This window comes from Paraburkholderia sp. SEWSISQ10-3 4 (assembly GCF_030464785.1).
Classification (GTDB): Bacteria; Pseudomonadota; Gammaproteobacteria; order Burkholderiales; family Burkholderiaceae; genus Paraburkholderia; species Paraburkholderia aspalathi.
In genome coordinates, this window is record NZ_JALPRI010000024.1 from 47,377 (window position 1) to 68,497 (window position 21,121).

At 62.0% G+C, this 21,121-nt stretch carries 21 protein-coding genes, 1 tRNA gene and 1 riboswitch; of the genes, 19 read left to right on the plus strand and 3 right to left on the minus strand.

From position 1 onward, the window contains the following. Positions 1-3: 3 nt before the first annotated feature. A complete protein-coding gene (gene glyA / locus M0D68_RS30715; protein ID WP_200619326.1) occupies positions 4-1,251 on the minus strand; it encodes a serine hydroxymethyltransferase in 1,248 nt (415 codons plus the stop codon). A gap of 166 nt (positions 1,252-1,417) precedes the next feature. Continuing rightward, a riboswitch (ZMP/ZTP riboswitch) is annotated at positions 1,418-1,526 on the minus strand. A 238-nt stretch (positions 1,527-1,764) separates the two neighbouring features. Here glyA and ydfG point away from each other — a divergent pair. The 11 genes from ydfG (at position 1,765) to M0D68_RS30770 (ending at position 10,176) form a co-directional block, all read left to right on the plus strand. Further along, complete coding sequence (gene ydfG, locus M0D68_RS30720) at positions 1,765-2,511, plus strand: bifunctional NADP-dependent 3-hydroxy acid dehydrogenase/3-hydroxypropionate dehydrogenase YdfG (protein ID WP_093644681.1); 747 nt, start codon at positions 1,765-1,767, stop codon at positions 2,509-2,511. 70 nt (positions 2,512-2,581) lie between these two features. After that, positions 2,582-3,061 carry a tol-pal system-associated acyl-CoA thioesterase gene (ybgC, locus tag M0D68_RS30725; protein ID WP_093644679.1) on the plus strand — a complete coding sequence of 160 codons (480 nt, stop codon included), beginning with the start codon at positions 2,582-2,584 and terminating at the stop codon, positions 3,059-3,061. A 155-nt stretch (positions 3,062-3,216) separates the two neighbouring features. Then, a complete protein-coding gene (tolQ, locus tag M0D68_RS30730) occupies positions 3,217-3,894 on the plus strand; it encodes a protein TolQ (RefSeq protein WP_012431821.1) in 678 nt (225 codons plus the stop codon). 10 nt (positions 3,895-3,904) lie between these two features. Beyond that, a complete protein-coding gene (gene tolR / locus M0D68_RS30735) occupies positions 3,905-4,348 on the plus strand; it encodes a protein TolR (RefSeq protein WP_093644677.1) in 444 nt (147 codons plus the stop codon). Next, positions 4,345-5,337: a cell envelope integrity protein TolA gene (gene tolA / locus M0D68_RS30740; RefSeq protein ID WP_093644675.1), complete on the plus strand. Its 993-nt coding sequence runs from the start codon at positions 4,345-4,347 to the stop codon at positions 5,335-5,337. Before tolR ends, tolA begins: the two co-directional genes overlap by 4 nt. Positions 5,338-5,476: 139 nt before the next feature. After that, entirely contained in the window at positions 5,477-6,769 is a 1,293-nt protein-coding gene (gene tolB / locus M0D68_RS30745) for a Tol-Pal system beta propeller repeat protein TolB (RefSeq protein ID WP_093644673.1), read from the plus strand. Positions 6,770-6,801: 32 nt separating this feature from the next. Further along, the gene (gene pal / locus M0D68_RS30750) at positions 6,802-7,311 is read left to right on the plus strand and encodes a peptidoglycan-associated lipoprotein Pal (RefSeq protein ID WP_035552920.1); all 510 of its coding nucleotides are present in this window, start codon (positions 6,802-6,804) and stop codon (positions 7,309-7,311) included. A gap of 19 nt (positions 7,312-7,330) precedes the next feature. Further along, positions 7,331-8,080, plus strand: a complete 750-nt coding sequence (gene ybgF / locus M0D68_RS30755) for a tol-pal system protein YbgF (protein WP_093644671.1) — start codon at positions 7,331-7,333, stop codon at positions 8,078-8,080. A 199-nt stretch (positions 8,081-8,279) separates the two neighbouring features. After that, a tRNA-Lys gene (locus M0D68_RS30760) sits at positions 8,280-8,355 on the plus strand. Positions 8,356-8,798: 443 nt separating this feature from the next. Further along, on the plus strand, positions 8,799-9,170 hold the full coding sequence (locus M0D68_RS30765) for a hypothetical protein (RefSeq protein ID WP_200651192.1): 372 nt from the start codon (positions 8,799-8,801) through the stop codon (positions 9,168-9,170). A 193-nt stretch (positions 9,171-9,363) separates the two neighbouring features. After that, a complete protein-coding gene (locus M0D68_RS30770) occupies positions 9,364-10,176 on the plus strand; it encodes a mechanosensitive ion channel family protein (protein WP_093644669.1) in 813 nt (270 codons plus the stop codon). A 169-nt stretch (positions 10,177-10,345) separates the two neighbouring features. On the opposite strand, the gene M0D68_RS30775 is transcribed toward M0D68_RS30770, so the two are convergent. Next, entirely contained in the window at positions 10,346-11,020 is a 675-nt protein-coding gene (locus M0D68_RS30775; RefSeq protein WP_093644667.1) for a DedA family protein, read from the minus strand. A gap of 273 nt (positions 11,021-11,293) precedes the next feature. Between M0D68_RS30775 and mutL the strand changes: the two genes are divergently transcribed. Then, the gene (gene mutL / locus M0D68_RS30780; protein ID WP_200651161.1) at positions 11,294-13,333 is read left to right on the plus strand and encodes a DNA mismatch repair endonuclease MutL; all 2,040 of its coding nucleotides are present in this window, start codon (positions 11,294-11,296) and stop codon (positions 13,331-13,333) included. Between the two features lie 43 nt (positions 13,334-13,376). Next, the gene (miaA, locus tag M0D68_RS30785) at positions 13,377-14,333 is read left to right on the plus strand and encodes a tRNA (adenosine(37)-N6)-dimethylallyltransferase MiaA (RefSeq protein ID WP_200651162.1); all 957 of its coding nucleotides are present in this window, start codon (positions 13,377-13,379) and stop codon (positions 14,331-14,333) included. A gap of 72 nt (positions 14,334-14,405) precedes the next feature. Here the strand turns inward: miaA and purM are convergent, their stop codons facing one another. Then, positions 14,406-15,473, minus strand: a complete 1,068-nt coding sequence (purM, locus tag M0D68_RS30790) for a phosphoribosylformylglycinamidine cyclo-ligase (protein WP_200651163.1) — start codon at positions 15,471-15,473, stop codon at positions 14,406-14,408. Positions 15,474-15,630: 157 nt separating this feature from the next. Between purM and M0D68_RS30795 the strand changes: the two genes are divergently transcribed. The 6 genes from M0D68_RS30795 to M0D68_RS30820 all read left to right on the plus strand — a co-directional run bounded on the left by M0D68_RS30795 (position 15,631) and on the right by M0D68_RS30820 (position 21,101). Then, positions 15,631-16,707 (plus strand): AI-2E family transporter, encoded by a 1,077-nt coding sequence (locus M0D68_RS30795; protein ID WP_093644661.1) that lies wholly within the window; start codon positions 15,631-15,633, stop codon positions 16,705-16,707. A 93-nt stretch (positions 16,708-16,800) separates the two neighbouring features. Next, entirely contained in the window at positions 16,801-17,574 is a 774-nt protein-coding gene (gene hda, locus M0D68_RS30800) for a DnaA regulatory inactivator Hda (protein WP_054040965.1), read from the plus strand. Then, positions 17,567-18,253 carry an HAD family phosphatase gene (locus M0D68_RS30805; protein WP_093644659.1) on the plus strand — a complete coding sequence of 229 codons (687 nt, stop codon included), beginning with the start codon at positions 17,567-17,569 and terminating at the stop codon, positions 18,251-18,253. The genes hda and M0D68_RS30805 overlap by 8 nt, the downstream gene beginning before the upstream one ends. Then, positions 18,250-19,827, plus strand: coding sequence for a polynucleotide adenylyltransferase PcnB (gene pcnB / locus M0D68_RS30810; RefSeq protein WP_093644657.1), 1,578 nt, complete (start codon positions 18,250-18,252; stop codon positions 19,825-19,827). Before M0D68_RS30805 ends, pcnB begins: the two co-directional genes overlap by 4 nt. A gap of 48 nt (positions 19,828-19,875) precedes the next feature. After that, positions 19,876-20,424: a 2-amino-4-hydroxy-6-hydroxymethyldihydropteridine diphosphokinase gene (gene folK, locus M0D68_RS30815; protein WP_200651164.1), complete on the plus strand. Its 549-nt coding sequence runs from the start codon at positions 19,876-19,878 to the stop codon at positions 20,422-20,424. Then, positions 20,421-21,101 carry a deoxynucleoside kinase gene (locus M0D68_RS30820; protein ID WP_093644653.1) on the plus strand — a complete coding sequence of 227 codons (681 nt, stop codon included), beginning with the start codon at positions 20,421-20,423 and terminating at the stop codon, positions 21,099-21,101. The genes folK and M0D68_RS30820 overlap by 4 nt, the downstream gene beginning before the upstream one ends. Positions 21,102-21,121: the final 20 nt, after the last annotated feature.

Consider the following 21,121-nt stretch of genomic DNA (forward strand, 5'->3'; position numbering starts at 1 on the left):
GGCTTAGCGGTAAACCGGGAAGCGCTGGGTCAGCTCGGCGACTTGCGCGCGCACACGTTCGATCGTGGCTGCGTCTTCCGGGTTGTCCAGCACGTCGGCGATCAGGTTACCTACCTGCTCCGCTTCCTTCACGCCAAAGCCACGCGTGGTCATAGCCGGCGAGCCGAGACGCACACCGCTCGTAACGAACGGCTTTTCCGGGTCGTTCGGAATCGCGTTCTTGTTGACCGTGATGTGTGCCGCGCCGAGCGCCGCTTCCGCTGCTTTGCCGGTGATTTTCTTCGCGCGCAGGTCGACCAGCATCACATGGCTTTCAGTGCGACCGGAGACGATGCGCAGCCCGCGCTTGACCAGCGTTTCCGCCAGCACGCGCGCGTTCTCGACGACCTGTTGCTGATACGCCTTGAACTCCGGCGACAGCGCTTCCTTGAACGCGACGGCCTTACCGGCGATCACGTGCATCAGCGGACCACCTTGAATGCCCGGGAAAATTGCCGAATTGATCTGCTTTTCGAACTCGGCCTTCATCAGGATCACGCCGCCGCGCGGGCCGCGCAGGCTCTTGTGCGTGGTGGTGGTGACGAAATCAGCGTGCGGCACCGGGTTCGGGTAGACACCAGCGGCGACGAGGCCGGCATAGTGAGCCATGTCGACCATGAAATACGCGCCGACCGACTTGGCGATCTTCGACATCCGTTCAAAGTCGATGCGCAGCGAAAACGCCGACGCGCCGGCCACGATCAGCTTCGGCTTGTGTTCCTGAGCCAGTTTCTCAGCAGCGTCGTAGTCGATGTCTTCGGCTTCGTTGAGGCCATAGCTCACCACGTTGAACCACTTGCCCGACATGTTGACCGGCGAACCATGCGTGAGGTGACCGCCGTGCGCGAGGCTCATGCCCATGATCGTGTCACCCGGCTTGAGCATGGCGAAGAACACGCCCTGGTTCGCCTGCGAACCGGAGTTCGGCTGCACGTTGGCGGCGTCGGCGCCGAACAGTTGCTTAACGCGGTCGATCGCCAGTTGCTCGGCGATGTCCACGAACTCGCAACCGCCGTAGTAGCGCTTGCCCGGATACCCTTCGGCGTACTTGTTGGTGAGTTGCGAGCCTTGCGCAGCCATCACGGCCGGGCTCGTGTAGTTTTCCGACGCGATCAGTTCGATGTGCTCTTCCTGACGGCGGTTTTCCTGCTCGATGACCTTCCAGAGTTCAGGATCGACGTTGGCGATGGTGCTTTGGGCTCTATCAAACATACGGATTCCGTTGAGTGTGTGCAGGTTGACCGGATCGTGCGCCGAATCTTGCGTAGGGGGTACGCAGCGCTGCTGGCGGCTGGGCCAGCCCTGACGTGGCGGATGGAGAGTCGCCGCACACGCGAGGCAGGACAGCCACCGTCAGCGCAGATCAATGCGCGCGGATCACGGCTGCCCAGGCGAACGGCAAAACGGCTCCCTGCGCTTCACGGTGGGTTGCTCCACCTTGAACCCGATTGCTCGAATCGGTTCTATCGCCAGTCACGCAGGGATGAGCGCGTTAGTTTATTGGAAGAGGATCGAATAGGCAACCGGCTTCCTGCCGGGCCCGCGGATGCTCGCGAAGCCGGTCCTGGCGCCGCTGCGAGCGGCGCACAAACGTCTGATGAAAGCACGCCCGGAAGCCGCTCCGCGTCACTGCCGCAGCCACTCGTGCGACTGGTTCATCCTTGCCGCAGCGCCGCATTGGAAGTAGGCTTGGGGCCTTTCTCTCCTACCAACCAGGGAACTGCAATGATCGTGTTCGTCACCGGAGCGTCCGCAGGATTTGGCGCCGCTATCGCTCGTGCTTTTGTCAAGGGCGGCCATCGTGTCGTCGCCACCGCGCGCCGCAAGGACCGCCTGCAGGCACTCGCCGACGAACTCGGCGATGCCCTTTTGCCGTATGAACTCGACGTGCGCGACCGCGCCGCCGTCGAGGCCGTGCCGGCCTCGCTGCCCGCCGATTTCGCCGCACTCGACGTGCTCGTCAATAACGCCGGCCTCGCGCTCGGCATCGAACCGGCGCAAAGAGCGAGTCTGGACGAGTGGAACACCATGATCGAGACCAACTGCACAGGCCTCGTGCAGGTCACGCATGCGCTCCTGCCCGGCATGGTGGAGCGCAACCGCGGGCACATTTTCAATCTGGGCTCGGCGGCCGGCAGTTGGCCTTACGCGGGCGGCAACGTGTACGGCGCAACCAAGGCGTTCGTGCGCCAGTTCAGCCTGAATCTGCGGGCCGATCTGGCCGGCACGGCACTGCGCGTGACGGACATCGAGCCGGGCCTGTGCGGCGGCACCGAGTTCTCGAACGTGCGTTTCCGCGGCAACGACGAAAAAGCGGCCAAGATGTACGAGAACGTACAACCGCTGACACCCGAGGATATCGCCGACTCGATCTACTGGATCGCCACGCGTCCCGCTCACGTCAACATCAACACGATCGAGCTGATGCCGGTGGCCCAATCCTTCTCCGCTTTGTCCGTTCATCGCGGCTGAAATCCCGGCTGAGGCCCGCCAGACGGGGCGCACATCTTGAAACAGACCTCGGGGTGTGCGTTCCGGTAAAATGCGCCGCATGAATATGTCGACCAGCCAGCCCGGCACGGAAATCGGCTTCACGTGGCCAATCCGCGTGTACTACGAAGATACCGACGCCGGCGGCATCGTGTTTTACGCGAATTATCTGAAGTTTTTCGAACGTGCGCGCACCGAATGGCTACGCGCGTGCGGCGTCGACCAGAACCGTCTCGCCGGCGAATCGGGCGCAATCTTCATCGTGCGCAGCACCGCAGTCGACTATCGGGCACCGGCCCGGCTCGACGATGTCGTCAAAGTGGTGAGCAGAATCGAACGTCTTGGCCGCGCGTCGGTCGATTTTGCGCAGGAAGCGTGGCGGGACGGCACGCTGCTTGCTACCGGTTCCATCCGGGTCGGCTGCGTCGAGCGCATTGCGCTGCGGCCGGTCGCGATTCCTCCGCCGGTTCTCGCGGCTTTGCGGCGCGGGCCGGGCGTGAACGACGGTGGCATGTCAACGGACAACGACTGAACCCCGTTGTTACGGGGCCAGTGAACTCGTATCGATCAAGCAACACAAAGCATGGTTCGGCTTGCAATATCGCCGATGCTTCCGTTTTGCTCACGGCAAGCTTCGAGTGACCTTGCAGCCGGACGCCCCCTTCCGGGACGTTAAAACGAACCTTTATGAACACTACACAAGATCTGTCGATCGTTTCTCTCGTACTCAATGCGAGCCTGCTGGCGCAGGCCGTCATGGCGCTGCTGCTTCTGCTGTCGCTGTTGTCGTGGACTTTCATCTTCCGCAAGTGGTTTGCGATCCGCCGGGCGCGCGCGCAAACTGAGCGCTTCGAACGCGATTTCTGGTCGGGCGGCGACCTGCAGGCGCTCTATCAGAGCGCCGCGAACAACCGCCACACGATCGGCGCACTGGAACGGATTTTCGAATCCGGCATGCGCGAATTCCTGAAGGGCAAGGAAAAGCGGCTGAACGATTCAGGCGCGATTCTCGATGGCGCACGCCGCGCCATGCGCGCCGCGTTCCAGCGTGAAATGGACGTGCTCGAGGCAAATCTGGCATTTCTCGCGTCGGTCGGCTCGGTCAGCCCGTATATCGGTCTGTTCGGCACGGTGTGGGGGATCATGAATGCGTTCCGCGGCCTCGCCAACGTGCAGCAGGCTACGCTTGCGAACGTAGCTCCAGGCATTGCCGAAGCGCTGACCGCTACCGCAATCGGCCTGTTCGCGGCGATTCCGGCCGTGGTCGCCTACAACCGCTACGCACACGACATCGACCGTCTGGCGATCCGCTTCGAGACCTTCATCGAAGAGTTCTCGAACATTTTGCAGCGTCAGGCACAGTAAGGAGTCCACGATGGCAGGCTCTTCCTCCAGCATGCGCGGCTCCCGTCAGCGCCGCGCGATGGCCGACATCAATGTCGTGCCGTACATCGACGTGATGCTCGTGCTACTCGTGATCTTCATGGTGACCGCGCCGCTCGTCGCCCCGTCGATCGTCAATCTGCCGACCGTCGGCGGCTCCGCGCCTCAGCAGCAGACCCCACCGGTGATCGTCAATATTCGCGCAGACGGCAATATGAGCGTCAAATACAAGGACGACGCGGGCGCGCAGCAGCAGGAAGACATGACCAAGGCCGATCTGCACGGCTTTATCGCCGACCGTGCGCAATCGCACCCTGACCAACCTGTCGTGATCGCCGCCGACAAGACCGTGAAGTACGAAGTCGTGATGAACGTGATGTCCGAGTTGAAGGCTCAGGGTGTCAAGCGCGTTGGATTGCTCGTCAAATCACAATGATCCGCAAGAATTCCGAATACCCGCTTCAGCCGCCGCGTGAACGCGGCACCTGGCGAGCCTTTGTGTTCGCTCTGGTTATGCACGCGCTGCTCGGGTTCTTCCTGTATCACGGCATTCAATGGCAGAACAGCACGCCTGAAGGCGCGGAAGCAGAACTGTGGACCGAGGTGCCGGATTCGGCTATTCCGCGCCCGCCCCCACCGCCGCCTGTGCCGGTTGCCCCTGCCCCGCCGCTGCCGGACGAACAGGCCGACATCGCGCTGCAGGAAAAGAAACGCCAGCAGCAGGAAGCGGCCCGTCAAGCGCAACTGGCCGAGCAACTGCGTCAGCAGAAACTGCAGGCCCAGCAGGAGGCCGAGGCGAAGCGCCAGCAGCAACTGGCGGCCGATCAGGCTGCGCAAAAAGCAGCGGCTGCCAAGCAGAAACAGTTGCAACAACAGCAACAGCAGCAGGCCGACAAGCTGAAACAACAGCAATTGGCCGATCAGCAAAAGCAGCAACAGGAACAGCAGAAACAGGCCGACGCTGAGGCGCAGAAGAAGGCTGATGCGCAGAAAGCGGCGAAGGCCAAGGCTCAGGCCGATGCAGCGGCACAAGCCAAGAAGCTGGACGCGGAACGTCGTGCGCGGCTGGCCCAGATGCAAGGTTCGGCGGGCGCTCCTGGCTCGACCGGCAATGGACTTGCGAAGAGCGGCACGGGTAGCGGCTCGGGTGGCACGGCGACATCGCCGGGTTACGCGGACAAGGTGCGCCGTGTGGTGCGTCCGAACATCTCGTGGGGTGGCGAAACGGAAGGTCTGGAGACAGTCATCTCCGTGCGCTGCTCGCCGACAGGCACGCTGCTGGACGCGCAGATCGCGCACAGCAGCGGTAACTCGGCGTGGGACGATGCGGCACTGCGGGCCGTCCAGCGTTCCAATCCGATGCCTCAGGACATCGACGGGAAGACGCCGACCAGCTTCAAGATTACGTTGCGCCCAGCAGGTTGATTGCAACAGTTTGACAGTCAGTTGACAGCAGACGCCGCGCCCCGCCCAGCGCGGCGCGCCCGGGAACGAATTAGTTGTTTTCGGGTCTCTCTGCTGTCATGAAGTGTTAGTAAAACCGTTTTTGGGGAAACCATTCAGCATGAGTTTGATGACCAAGCTAGGCCTGCGGACACTTGTAGCATCGTGTTTGATCGCCGTCGGCGGCGCCGCCCACGCACAACTCAACGTCCTCGTGACAGGCGTCGGGTCCACCCAGTTTCCAATCGCAACGGCGAATTTCGCCAATGAAGCGAACTCGCCGCAGCAGGTCAGTACGATCGTGCGTCAGGATCTGCAACGCAGCGGCAAATTCACGAATATCGACGCGGGCAGCACGCCCGTCGCAGAAACCGATTCCGTCGACCTCGGCAGCTGGAAGGCCAAGGGCGCCAACGCGTTCGTGTCAGGCAGCGTGAACCGCTTGCCGAACGGCCAGTACGAAGTGCGCTTCAAGCTGTACGACACCGTCAAGGGCGAAAGCCTGGGTGGCCTCGTGCTGGTGAGCCCGGAAAGCGGCTTGCGCATGAGCGCGCACAAAGTCGCGGACTATATCTACGCGAAGCTGATGGGCGGCCGCGGCGTGTTCGCCACGCGCCTCTCGTACGTCATCAAGACCGGTGGCCGTTATCAGTTGCAGATCTCCGATTCGGACGGCCAGGACGCGCACATCGCGCTGTCGAGCCCCGAGCCGATCATCTCGCCGGCATGGTCGCCTGACGGCACCAAGGTCGCTTACGTTTCGTTCGAAAAGAAGAAGCCGATCGTCTACATCCACGACCTGCCTACGGGCCGGCGCGTGGTCGTATCGGACCAGAAGGGTAACAACAGTGCGCCGGCATGGTCGCCAGATGGCCGCACGCTGGCCGTCGCGCTCTCACGCACCGGCAACACACAGATTTTCGCCGTCAATGCAGACGGCAGCGGCCTGCGGCGCCTGACGCAAGGCAGTTCGATCGACACCGAACCGTGCTTCTCTCCTGACGGCCAGTCGATCTATTTCACCAGCGACCGCGGCGGTCAACCGCAGATCTACAAGATGTCGGCCCAAGGAGAAAACGCCGGCGCCGCGCAACGCGTGACCTTCACGGGCAGCTACAACACCAGCCCGCGCGTGAGCCCGGACGGCAAGCAACTCGCCTATATCTCGCGCGTCGGCGGCGGCTTCAAGCTGTATATCCAGGACCTGCAAGGCAACACCGCGACGGGCCTGACGGACACCACACACGACGAATCGCCGAGCTTCGCGGCGAACGGTCAGTACATTCTTTACGCCACAGAGGTGAACGGCCGTGGCGTGTTGGCCGCAGTATCGACCGACGGTCGCACTCGGCAGGTCCTGTCCGTTCAGGGTGGCAGCGTACGCGAGCCATCCTGGGGCCCGTTTATGCAGTAACGTTCATGCAACAACACAAGGAGAGTAACAAAATGATGTCAAAACTTCGTTTCGCATTTGCCGTATTGATGGTCGGTGCGCTGGCCGCATGTCACTCGGGCGTCAAGCTCGACGAAAACGCTAACAAGGGTGGCGCAGTTTCGACGCAACCGAATCCGACCGATGTCGCTCAGGTCAACGTCGATCCGCTGAACGATCCGAACAGCCCACTCGCCAAGCGCAGCATCTACTTCGACTTCGACAGCTACTCGGTCAAGGACGACTATCAATCGCTGCTGCAACAACACGCGCAATACCTGAAGAGCCATCCGCAACGTCACGTCCTGATCCAGGGCAATACCGACGAACGCGGCACCAGCGAATACAACCTGGCACTCGGCCAGAAGCGTGCAGAAGCGGTTCGCCGTTCGCTGTCGCTGATGGGCGTGACGGACTCGCAAATGGAAGCCGTGAGCCTCGGCAAGGAAAAGCCGCAAGCTACCGGTCATGACGAATCGTCGTGGGCACAAAACCGCCGCGCCGACCTCGTGTACCAACAGTAAGTAACAGGTGATGAGCCGAATGACGCATCGTTTCTCCTGGCTGCGGTTTGCCGCAGCGGCCTGCGTCGCGGGCACGGCCTTCGCGGCTGTGCCCGCGCATGCGGGCATCTTCGACGACGATCAGGCCCGTCAGGCCATTCTCGATCTGCGCTCGAAGACCGATAGCCTGTCGAGCCAGCTGTCGGCCGCACAACGCACGATCCTCGATCAGTCCAACCGCCTCGATCAGCTGAATCAGCAGGTCGCGACGTTGCGTGGGCAGAACGAAGATATGGGCAACCAACTCACCACGCTGCAAAAGCAGCAGAAGGACTACTACACCGACCTGGACACGCGCCTGAAGAAATTCGAGCCGCAGCAACAGACGGTGGACGGCGTCCAGGGTGAGGTGCAGCCGGGTGAAACCGATTCGTTCAACGCGGCTTCACAGCAGTTCCGCAACGGCGACTTCAAGAATGCGGCGGCGTCGTTCCGCAGCTTCATCGCCAAGTTTCCGAACAGCCCCTACCAGCCGACCGCGCAGTACTGGCTCGGCAACGCGCTGTACGCGCTGCGTGACTACAAGGGCTCGACGGCGACCTGGCAAGGTGTGGTGGCCAAGTATCCGCAGCATCCGCGTGCGCCGGAAGCGTTGCTCGCGATTGCGAACAATCAGCTCGAGCAAGGTCAGAAGGCTGCGGCCAAGAAGACGCTGGAGCAGATCGTTGCGCAATACAGCGGCACGGACGTCGCGCAGTCGGCTCAGAGCAAGCTGTCGCAGATCAAGTAGTCAGCCGTACAAGGTTTGGCAGTTGATGTAACGCGCAGTGGCCACGCAGTCTTCAAATCAATAGTCACGCGCGCCTCTCGCTGGAAAGCCCAGGGTAGCGATACCTTGGGCTTTTCACTATCTGAAGTGCGGAAAACTCGACCCACCACCATGGGTTGACAACCTGCGGGTGTCATCGCTATAATCTCGCTTCTCTTTTGGGTCGTTAGCTCAGCTGGTAGAGCAGCGGACTTTTAATCCGTTGGTCACAGGTTCGAATCCCGTACGGCCTACCAAAAGATTCAAGGGCTTGCACGCGTCAGCGTCGCAAGCCCTTTTCTTTTTGCGGCTCGAATCCGCGCGAGGTCCAGGCGAATCACGCCGTCACCGTTCACCTCGTATCCGCTCGCATCACCCCGACCGAATGACGTCGCGAAAACGCCGTTTGAGTGACGAGCGAAATCGGTGAAATCGGTGAAATCGAAACGATATCGCCGCACCCTTTACACGCGCGCGAAGCATTCTCACAGCGTCAATCACAAAACCTCACGCAACCACAAGACCTCTCTTACATCACGCCTCTTCGATCCTGAACAGATACAACGGACTCCGAACATTGATATTTATTGAGACATAAAGACGTGCAATGATCGCCGCCGATTCTGCGAATCACGCTGCAACGCTGCGTGAGCAAACGCTTTGGCAACGCCACAGACCTCTGCGCTTTCATTCCGTCAACATGACCAATTTTCTGTTCGACCTCGTCTCAAACCTCGTTTTGCTCGCTATCGTGCTGAGCGCATGTCATCTGTGTAACCGGCTCGTACCCAGCGCTGCGCTCAATGGCGCGCACGTTTTCGTCGTGCTGGTTTCCGCCGCCTTGCTTCTCGATGCCGCGCTGACCTTTCTCGTGTTCGCCGATGCGCAGAGCCGCTACGGCAGATTCAGCACGCCGACCGCGTTCTTCGAACGCGCCGGCGCGTATGCGCTTGCAGCGATTACCGCATTGGCGTCGCGCTACGTGACACGTCGCGCGCGCGCCGCCAAAACCAACCACAACACGCTGGTCATTCGCACGTCCCCGTATTCCGAATCTCATCTACCGATGTAATCTCACGCGGGTCGTTTTCTTCTATTACGCAATCCGCATCATCAACAGGAACGGACCTTGCGGTTGCGCGCGCCGTCGCGTATAACTTTCGAAGACCGAGATTTACCGTGTGCGCCCGTCGCCGGGCATTTGCCGCTGTATTGCACTACCGCCGTTCAATCAGTCGAAGGCAACTCAACCAGCGAGGAACATCTTGGATCTCGAAACCGTGCGCGTATTCATCATGACCCGAGGCATCGACCTCGGCACCAAAGTACTCGGCGCAATTGTCTTGTGGATCGTCGGCCGGTGGGTCATTGGCCTCATCACCGGCTTGCTTCGCAAACTGTTGTCGAAAAACGGCCGCGTCGATCCAACACTCGCTCATTACCTCGGTTCGATTCTCGGCGCACTGCTGAACCTGCTGCTGATCCTTGCAATCCTGCAGGTGTTCGGCGTCCAGACTACTTCGTTCGCCGCGTTGCTCGCCGGACTCGGCCTTGCAATCGGCACGGCGTGGGGCGGCTTGCTCGCCCACTTCGCGGCAGGCATCTTCATGCAGGTGCTGCGGCCGTTCAAGGTGGGGGATTTCGTGATGGCGGGTGGCGTCACGGGCACGGTCTCGGAACTGGGGCTATTCGGCACGACCATCGTAACGCCCGACAATGTGGTAACCATTGTGGGCAACAACAAGATCTTTTCGGACACAATCTCGAACTACAGCGCATTGCCGGTGCGGCGCGTCGAGCTGACCGCGAAGATTGCGAACGGCGTCGATCCTACGGATGCGATGGTCCGGTTGAAGGCAGCCGTTACGCAGATCCCCAACGTGGCCGAGAGTCCTGCACCGGATATCGAAGTGTTGAGCTTCACGCCGGAGGGACCGTTGCTGTGCGTGCGGCCCTACACGCACACCGACCATTATTGGCAGGTCTACTTCGACACCAACCGCGCGATCATCCAGACCTTCAAGGATGCGGGCTATCCGACACCGGAAACACCGATCGCACCGCGCATCATCAGTTGAGCATGATCGGGGTTTAGTAGGTCTCTAGATCCAGCCCGACGTCCGCTAAGGTGAAGCGTTCTTCGCTGTCTCAGCGCTTCAACCGATCAGACGCCAGAGCGCAAAACGAAAACGGCGTCGCGAGATTCGCGACGCCGTTTGTTCGTTCAGCTTCTTACTAGGTGAAGCGTTAGTGGCTACCCGGCTTGGCCGCGGCGTTTTTACGTGTCATCTTCCATACCGCGCCGAGCACAACCGGCACCACGGCCGCGCCGATACCCACCAGCACGATCAGGTTCAAATACTGACGGATGAACGGAATGTTGCCAAAGAAGTAACCGAGAAACACTAGCAACAACACCCAAAGCAGCGCACCCAGAATATTGAAAAGCTGGAACCGGCTAACCGTCATCTCCGACGCGCCCGCCACGAATGGCGCGAAAGTCCGCACCACCGGAATGAAACGCGCCAGCACGATGGTCTTGCCGCCGTGTTTTTCGTAGAAGTTATGAGTCTTCTGCAGCGCGCTGCGGTCGAGGAAGCGTTCAAGGAAAGGGATGTGCGAATTGAACACCCGAGGCCCGATAGACCGCCCGACCATGTAATTAACCGTGTTGCCGACGACCGCAGCGATGAGCAGCAGCACGATCAGCAAACCGAGATTCATCTCGCCGGTCGCGCAAAAAGCGCCACCGATGAACAGCAGCGAATCGCCCGGCAAAAACGGCAGAACGACCAGCCCGGTTTCGCAGAACACGATCAGAAACAGCACCGCGTAAACCCAGGCGCCGTACTCGTGAATAAAGACTCCCAGAAACTTGTCGATGTGCAAGACAAGGTTGGCGAACTGTAGCAGCGTGTCCAAAAAGCGTCCTTTATTAAGCGAATGTGAGCGTGGCGGGAGCGGCCGCGTCAGCAGCCTTGCGGGCGATGCGCAGCGAGCGCGTGCTCGTCGCCGGAAATTGACCGCGTCATGATACCGAAAGTGCCCGGCTGCGATTAAAAAACTGCCGTGCGCGGGCAATTTCGGCGCCGTGCAGCGATTCGGCAGTTCTGTGGTCCCCGGCCGCAAGACCGCGGCGATTCCTACCTTCGGCCCGCATCCAGCCTGTTCGCGCCGAATCGCTATAATTTCGCCATGTCAGAATTCTCCGAAACGCCTGCCGGCATCGCCGACGCGGCCGCAGTTTCCGCCGCAGCGCCCGTCCCACGCCCGTTGCGGGCGATCCAGCCCCTGCCCGATCAGTTGATCAGCCAGATTGCCGCCGGCGAAGTGGTCGAGCGGCCGGCCTCGGTGGTCAAGGAATTGCTGGAAAATGCGCTCGACGCCGGCGCGCAGACGCTGCGCATCCTGCTCGACGAAGGCGGCGTCAAACGCATCTCTATCACCGACGACGGCTGCGGCATCCCCGAAAACGAGCTCGCGCTCGCGCTGATGCGTCACGCGACCAGCAAGATCCGCTCGCTCGCCGAACTGGAAGCGGTTGCCACGCTGGGGTTTCGCGGTGAGGCGCTGGCGTCGATTGCATCCGTCGCGCAGATGGCCATCACGAGCCGCACGGCCGACGCACCGCACGCCGTGCGCGTCGACGCGCAGACCGGAGTGCTCAGCCCCGCCGCGGGCACCCAGGGCACCACGATCGAAGTCCGCGAGCTGTACTTCAACACGCCCGCGCGCCGCAAATTCCTCAAAAGCGAGCAGACCGAACTCGGCCATTGCCTCGAACAGATTCGCCGCGCTGCGCTGGCGCGGCCGGATGTGGCGATTTCGGTCCTACACAACGGTAAGGCGGTCGAACACTGGAACGCCAGCGAACCGCCCGCGCGGGTCGCGAAAATTCTCGGCGAAACCTTTGCGACGGCTCATTTGCCGCTCGACGAATCCGCTGGACCCCTCGCCGTCTACGGCTGCGCCGGCTTGCCGACCGCGAGCCGCGGACGCGCCGATCAGCAGTATTTTTTCGTCAATGGCCGATTCGTGCGCGACAAGCTGCTCACGCACGCCGTGCGCGCCGCCTACGAAGATGTGCTGCACGGCGACCGCTATCCGTCCTACGTGCTGTTTCTCGATCTGCCGCCAGAAGCGGTCGATGTGAACGTGCATCCGTCGAAAATCGAAGTGCGGTTTCGCGATTCACGCTCGATTCACCAGTTCGTATTCCACGCCGTGCAGCGTGCGTTGGCGCGGCACGCGGGCGCGTCGCCGGAAACGACCGCCGGTGGGCACGCGGCGCATCTGGAAGCATCGCCGGCTGGTCCGGCTTCGTTCGGCGCTACACCGCTCGGCGGCGCGGGCGTTGGAAGCGGCGGTGGCTTTGGCACCAGTGCAGGCGCAGGCGGCTTCGGCGGCGGCTTTGGTGGCGGATCCTCGCAGCCGGGCAATACCTGGATGCGTCAGGCGCGCATGACACAAGGCACGCTACCGGTTGCCCAACCGTTGGCCTTCTACGACGCCCTTTTCGGCCGTAGAGACACGAACACCGGCACAGCGGAAGGCGCGACGCTCTTCGAAGCGCGCGACTCGGCTACGGACGCGCCGTCCCTGTACAACACCGCAGCGCCATACGCATCGCCTGCGTTCAATGCCCCAGACGAGCAGCCGCTGGGCTTCGCCCTCGGCCAGATTCACGGCATCTACGTGCTCGCGCAGAACGCGCATGGACTCGTAATTGTCGATATGCACGCCGCGCACGAGCGCATCCTGTACGAGCAGTTCAAGAACGCGCTAGCCGATCGCACGATTGCCGTGCAGCCGCTGCTGATCCCGCAAACCATGCAGGCCGATCCGATCGAAATCGGCACAGTCGAAGAAGAGCGCGACACGCTGGACGCACTCGGCTTCGACCTCGCCGTACTGTCGCCAACTACGCTCGCGATCCGCGCCGTGCCCGCCTTGCTGAAAGACGCCGATCTGCAGGCGCTGGCCCGTGCGGTCCTCACGGACCTGCACGCGTTCGGTGGTTCACACGTATTGACCGAGCGTCAGCACGAACTGCTCGGCACGCTCGCCTGCCATCACGCGGTGCGCGCGAACCGGCGTCTGACGCTCGACGAAATGAACGCCCTGCTGCGCCAGATGGAGGCGACCGAGCGCGCCGACCAATGCAACCACGGGCGTCCGACGTGGTATCAGTTGACGCTGTCCGATCTCGATCGGCTGTTCATGCGTGGGCAATGACGGTGCGCCTGATTACGTTGATTTGGTGCGCGCCGTCTTGCCCATGACCTCAAGCATTTCACGCACACCCACGCCGATCCCTTGCCTGCTCGGCCCGACCGCGTCCGGCAAAACCGCTGCCGCGCTGGCGCTGGCCGCACGGCGGCCGGTGGAAATCATCAGTGTCGATTCGGCGCTGGTGTACCGCGAGATGGATATCGGCACCGCCAAGCCGACAGCGGAAGAACGCGCGGTGGCGCCGCATCATCTGATCGACATCGTCGATCCGACGGACGCATATTCGGCGGCGGAATTTCGCAGTGACGCGTTGCGCCTGATCGGCGAGATCAGCGCGCGCGGACGGCTGCCGTTGTTGGTCGGCGGAACAATGCTGTACTACAAGGCGCTCACTCAAGGGCTAAACGACCTGCCCGCCGCCGATGCCGATGTTCGCGCGACACTCGACGCCGATGCCGCACGCGACGGCTGGCCGGCAATGCATGCGCGGCTTGCCGCTGTCGACCCCGTTACGGCCGCACGCCTCGCGCCGAACGATTCGCAGCGAATTCAACGCGCGCTCGAAGTTTTCATGCTGACAGGGCAAGCAATGTCCACTCTGCTAGCCGCGCCCGCACAAACGGATGACGCCGCTTTGGCTTGGCGCTTTGTGCCCATTGCGCTCGAGCCATCCGATCGGAGCTGGCTGCATGCGCGCATCGAAAAGCGCTTCGACGCCATGCTGGCCGACGGCTTTATCGACGAAGTGGTGAAATTGCGCGAGCGCGGAGATCTATTGCCCGAGATGCCGTCCATGCGCTGCGTGGGATATCGGCAGGCCTGGGAATATCTCGACGGAGCGGTCGATTACTCGACCATGCGAGACAAGGGGGTGTTTGCTACCCGGCAATTGTGCAAACGACAGCTCACATGGCTGCGCAGCATGACAGAGCGGGTTGTTGTTGATTGCTGCGACCCCAATGCTACTGGGCAGGTCGTGAGTTTGATTGAAGAGCTAACTTGAGGTTTCACCCGCGCGGCGCGTTCTTTCTGTACGCCGCGCAGGCAAACCAGCCTTGGGTCAAGCTGAGGCTGGTTACACGACTACCGTCTGCGCTTCACCGGGCGCGCTTTCGCGAATCACGCCGATTTTCCAGACCTGCTCGCCAGCCGCCGACAAAGATGCGATCGCAGCGTCAGCATCCGCAGCTGCAACCACCACCGCCATGCCGATCCCGCAGTTGAACACACGGTGCATTTCCGCATCCGCCACGCCGCCGTGCTTCTGCAGCCACGAGAACAGCGGCGGCATCGGCCAGCTATGCTGATCCAGCTCAGCCGTCAGACCTTCACGCAAAACGCGCGGAATGTTCTCGACCAAACCACCGCCGGTAATATGCGCCATACCCTTCACAGCGATCTGCTGCATCAAGGCCAGCAAAGGCTTCACATAAATATGCGTGGGCGCCATCAGCGCATCGGCCAGCGAGCGGCCGTCGAAATCCGCATTCAGATCCGGCTGTGCGCGCTCGATGATCTTGCGCACCAGCGAAAAACCATTCGAATGGATGCCGCTGGAGGCCAGGCCCAGCACCACATCGCCGGGGGCGATCGTGCTGCCGTCGATAATCTTGCTCTTTTCCACCGCGCCGACCGCAAAACCGGCCAGATCGTATTCACCGTCCGGATACATGCCCGGCATTTCAGCCGTCTCGCCGCCGATCAGCGCGCAACCCGACAGTTCGCAGCCATGCGCGATACCCTTCACGACCGTCGCCGCGGTACCGACGTCCAGCTTGCCGCAAGCGAAATAATCGAGGAAGAACAGCGGCTCAGCGCCCTGAACCAGAATGTCGTTCACGCTCATCGCCACCAGATCCTGGCCGACGGTGTCATGTTTGTTCAGTTGGAACGCGAGGCGCAGCTTGGTGCCGACACCGTCCGTGCCCGAAACCAGCACCGGTTCCTTATATTTCTTCGGCACTTCAAACAGCGCGCCAAACCCGCCGATGCCACCCAGTACGCCGTCGCGCATCGTCTTTTTGGCAAAGGGCTTGATCGCGTCGACAAGGGCGTCGCCTGCGTCGATGTCCACGCCAGCGTCGCGATACGACAAACCTTGGGCCGAATCAGTTGAATTCGGGGCGGATTTCGGTTGATTCATGGGGAAGCGCTCGAAGGTCGGTAAAATGCGATTTTACCCGATGCCGACCAGAGTTGGCGCTTCGGCGCTTACTCTGATCCCATACAGTTGCCGGCCGGCTGGCTGGAATTTGAATCATCCTGAATCCTCCGGTCACGACGACACCAGGGAAATAACTTTGCAACAGAACTCCTCGATCCTGACACCTGTGCAGCGCCGCGCCTTTATCTGGCTGGCGATCGCGCTAGTCGTCGGCATTCTGCTCTGGCTCCTGAGCCCGGTCCTCACGCCGTTCCTGCTGGGCGCCATTCTCGCGTACATTCTGCAACCGGGCGTCGCGTGGATGGTGCGCCGGCGCGTGCCGCGCGGACTCGCCGCCTTGCTCATGATGCTGCTGTTCTCGTTGCTGATGACGCTGCTCGTACTGCTGGTGCTGGCCGTCATCCAGAAAGAAGGGCCACAACTGAAACAGCAGGTGCCCGTGCTGTTCGCCCACGTGAGCGCCTGGCTGCAACCCAAGCTGGCGCTGCTGGGCCTCGCCGACTCGCTCGATTTCGCCAGCATCCGCGATCTCGTGATGGGCCAGCTCGAAGGCAGCGCGCAGCAGGTCGCGCTCTACGTATGGACCTCCGTTCGCACCAGCGGCAACGTGATGATGACGGTGGTCGGCAATCTCGTGATGGTGCCGCTCGTGCTGTTTTATCTGCTATACGACTGGAACCGCATGCTCGCTCGCATGCAGAGCACGGTGCCGCGCCGCTGGCTCGACAAGACGCTGCAACTCGCGCGCGACATGGACCAGATGCTGTCGCAATACCTGCGCGGCCAGCTGCTCGTGATGGGCGTACTCGCGGTCTATTATGCGATTGCGCTGACCATCGCCGGCTTCGAGATTGCGCTGCCGGTGGGTATTTTCACGGGCCTCGCTGTGTTCATCCCGTACATCGGTTTTGCAACCGGTCTCGCGCTGGCGCTCCTCGCGGCACTGCTACAGTTCGGCGACTGGTACGGCTTCGGCGCGGTCGCGCTGATTTACGGCGTCGGCCAGATCGTGGAGAGCTTTTATCTCACGCCGCGCCTCGTCGGCGAACGGATCGGCCTGCACCCGCTCGCGGTAATCTTCGCGTTGCTCGCGTTCGGGCAGCTGTTCGGCTTTTTCGGTGTGTTGCTGGCGTTGCCGGTCAGCGCCATTCTGTCGGTAGCCATGCGCGAGTTGCGTCAAAGCTATCTGACGAGCACGCTTTACAACAACTGAGTCACTGATTGCTCATTGACTCTTCATGGACGTTTTAGGGCCCGCGATCCGGGCCATTTGCGGCCTAAGCCTCATTTTCGGCATTAACCTACTGTGCTTCGTCAACTGACGCTCGATCTCGGCACCCCGCCGCCATCGACATTCGACAATTTCTTCGCAGGCGCCAACGCCGAGCTGGTCACGCGGCTGCGCGAGCTCGACAACGCGCTCGCGGCCGGGCCAGTGGCCGATCGCACCTTCTATGTCTGGGGCGAAGCCGGCAGCGGGCGCACGCATCTGCTGCAGGCGCTGGTCCACGAAGCGCCGCCGGGTCATGCACGTTTTGCCGGTCCGCAGAGCAGCCTCGCCGCTTTCACGTTCGACCCGCGCGTCGCGCTGTATGCAATCGACGATTGCGACGGCCTGTCTGCGGCACAGCAGATTGCCGTGTTCAATCTGTTCAACGAAGTGCGCGCACATCCTACCAGCGCGCTCGTCGCCGCAGGCAATGCGGCACCGATCGGCATGACGGTACGCGAGGATCTGCGCACCCGCCTCGGCTGGGGCCTCGTGTTTCACCTCGCGCCGCTGCCGGACGAAGGCAAGGCCGCGGTGCTGAAACACGCGGCGCGCGAGCGCGGCATCATGCTCGCCGACGACGTCCCCGCCTACCTGCTCACGCATTTTCGCCGCGATATGCCGAGTCTGATGGCCTTGCTCGACGCGCTCGACCGCTTCTCGCTCGAACAGAAACGCGCGGTTACGCTGCCGCTCCTGCGCACCATGCTGGCCTCGCCCGACGCCGACGATCGGCGAGCCGCGCCGCCTTCATCCGCCTCATCCGCGTCCCCCGCCGCCGCTTCAAGTAAAATAGGCCCCCATGGCTAACCTCGCACTCTTCGACCTCGACCACACCCTCATTCCCACCGACAGCGACCACGAATGGGGCCGCTTCATGGTGAAACAAGGCATGGTCGACGCCGAAAACTTCGCTCGTGAAAACGACCGCTTTTTCGCCGACTACAAGGCCGGTAAGCTGGACATTCACGCTTATCTGATCGCCATGCTCACGCCGCTCGCCAAGTACACGCGCGCCGAGCTCGCCGACCTTCACGCGCAGTACATGCATGAAGTAATCAAGCCGGCGATCTTTCCGGTCGCGCTGGAGCTGGTCAGGGAGCATCGTGAAGCCGGCGATCTCTGCTGCGTGGTCACGGCAACCAACGAATTCATCACCCGTCCGATCGCGCAGGCGTTCGGCGTCGACGCGCTGATTGCCTGCGAAGCGGAAACCGTCGACGGCCAGCCGCATTCGCCGTACACCGGCCGCCCCACCGGCACGCCGAGCTACAAGGAAGGCAAGATCGTCCGTACCGAGGCGTGGCTGGCATCGCTCGGCAAGACCTGGAGCGACTTCGAGCACAGCTATTTCTATAGCGACTCGCACAACGACATCCCCCTGCTCGAAAAGGTCACCGATCCGATCGCGACCAATCCCGACGACACATTGCGCGCCCATGCGCAGGCCAAAGGCTGGCGCATCCTCGAACTCTTTCAACCCTCGTGATCAAAAAACTTATCCGCAAGCTATTCGGCCAGGACCCGGCGCCCGCTGACGACACCCCGCCCGCCGAAGCAGACGAAGCCGGCGAGGCGCCGGCACGCAACGCGTCCAGCGCCACCAAAGCGCGCCGCAAACCGGCGCGCCCGGCCGCCAAAACCGTGCGGGACCCCGACGTGCCGGTCATCATTCCGCACGACGTGCATGGCATCGATCAGTCGCTGATCTCGAGGAACGCGATTCGCGTCACCGAGGGTCTGCAGGAAGCGGGGCATCGCGCGTTTATCGTCGGCGGTGCGGTGCGCGATCTGCTGCTCGGCATCAAGCCGAAAGACTTCGACGTCGCGACCGACGCCACGCCCGAACAGGTGCAGAAGCTGTTCCGCCGCGCGCGCATCATCGGCCGCCGGTTCCAGATCGTGCACGTGCAGTTCGGCCAGGAAATCATCGAAACCTCCACGTTCCGCGCGCTGGTCGATCCGCCCGCAGCCGACGCGGCGCCGCCGCGCCGCCTGAAGCGCGACGAGCTCGACCGCCGCACGCACGCCGTGGACGCCAGCGGCCGCGTGCTGCGCGACAACGTCTGGGGCGAGCAGCACGAAGACGCCACGCGCCGCGACTTCACGATCAACGCGATGTACTACGATCCGGCCACGCAAACCGTGCTGGACTATCACAACGGCATGGCCGACATGCGCGCGCGTCTGTTGCGCATGATCGGCGACCCGGCCACGCGCTATCGCGAAGATCCAGTGCGCATGCTGCGTGTGGTGCGTTTCGCCGCCAAGCTCGAGTTTGAGATCGAAGACACGACCCGCGCGCCGATCGCCAAAATGGCCGATCTGATCAACAACGTGCCGGCCGCGCGTCTGTTCGACGAGATGCTCAAGCTGATGCTGTCGGGCCACGCGCTTGCCTGTTTGAAACGTCTGCGCCAGGAAGGCCTGCATCACGGTCTGCTGCCGCTGCTCGACGTGGTCCTGGAGCAGCCGATCGGCGAGAAATTTATCACGCTCGCGCTGACCAATACGGACGCCCGCGTGCGCGCCGGCAAACCGGTTTCGCCGGGCTTCCTGTTCGCCACGCTGCTGTGGCACGACGTGCAGACGCGCTGGCAGCAATTTGAAGCGAACGGTGAATATCCGGTGCCGGCCCTGCATCGCGCGATGGACGAAGTCCTCGACATGCAAACCGAGAAACTCGCGATCCACAAGCGCTTTTCGTCGGATATGCGCGAGATCTGGGGTCTGCAGCTGCGCCTGGAGAAACGCTCGGGAAGAAGCGCGCTGAAGCTGCTGGAACACCAAAGATTTAGAGCGGGGTATGATTTCCTCCTGTTGCGCTGCGAATCGGGCGAACTCGAAGAGTCGGTCGGAGCGTGGTGGACGGAGTTCATCGAAGGAGACGTCGCTGCGCGTGAGACATTGCTCACGCAAGGCGGGAAGGACCGAAGCCCCAGAAAACGACGGCGGCGCAGCAGTGGCGCGAGGAGCCGCAAACCGGGCGACGGAATGGAGGGCGGCACGCAAGCCGAACGCACAGCCAGCGATGCGGGTCATGACGGCCCGCACGAAGACTGACACAGCGTTGGCTATTGCCGTCGAACGATAGTTGCAGGAAGTTATGCCATGACGGTTGCCTATCTCGGCCTCGGCGCGAATCTCGGGGACGCGCGCCAGACCCTGAAAGACGCGGTGGTGTGCCTGGCACAACAGCACACCATCTCCGTGCTCGCCAAGTCGAGCCTGTATCGCACTGCCCCGATCGACGCGGGCGGTGACGACTATTTCAACTGTGTCGTGAAGGTCGAAACGACGCTCCCCGTGCGGCATCTGCTAGCGCTATGCCACAAAATCGAGCATCAGTTCGGCCGTGAACGGCCGTTTCGCAACGCCCCGCGCACGCTCGATCTGGACATCCTGCTATACGGCGATCAATCGATCGACGAAGCCGATCTGATCGTGCCGCATCCACGTTTGATCGAACGCGCCTTTGCACTCGTGCCGCTCATCGAGATCGACCCAACGCTGATCATCCCGCAACACGGCCGTGCCGAGGCGCTGCTGAATGGCGTGAGCGATCAACGCATCGAAAAGGTGAAGGGCCCCTGCCAGTGTCCGATGCTCAATGCATTGAGCGCCGGCGCCCCAACTGTGGACAAGGGCCGTTGCGAATGAATTCGCCGCCACTCACTGTCACTGCACCTCAATTACGACCGCCCTTCGGCTATCTGGCGATCGAAGGGCCGATCGGCGTCGGCAAAACCTCGCTCGCGCGGCGGCTCGCCCAGCGCTGGTCGATGCAGGAACTGTTCGAGCGGCCGCAGGACAATCCCTTTCTCGAACGCTTTTATCGCGACACCACGCGCTATGCGCTGCCCACGCAATTGCACTTCGCCTTGCAGCGCGCGCAGCAGGCCCAGGAGGTGGCAGCCGCGCATGTGGCGGGCACACCGCTGATCGCCGATTTCATGACGCAGAAGAACGACATTTTCGCGCGTCTGACACTGCAGGAAGACGAGTGGCAGCTTTATCGCGCCCTCGCCGCGCGAATCGACGTGAGCGCGCCAGCGCCGGATTTCGTGGTCTACCTGCAAGCCAGTCCCGAAGTGCTGTTCGCGCGCATCCAGAAACGCGCGGTGCCAATGGAACTGCAGATTTCCGATGCATATCTGCACGCGCTCTGCGACGCCTACAACGAGTTTTTCTATCACTACGACCGCACACCCGTGCTGACGGTCAACGCTGAACACCTGAATCCGCTCGACTCGGACGCGGACCTTGCGCTACTCGCCGAACGCATCGAAACCATGCGCGGCCGCAAGGAATTCTTTGTCAAAGGCACGTCGCTTTAAGCGACGCGCCGCTCTTCTTT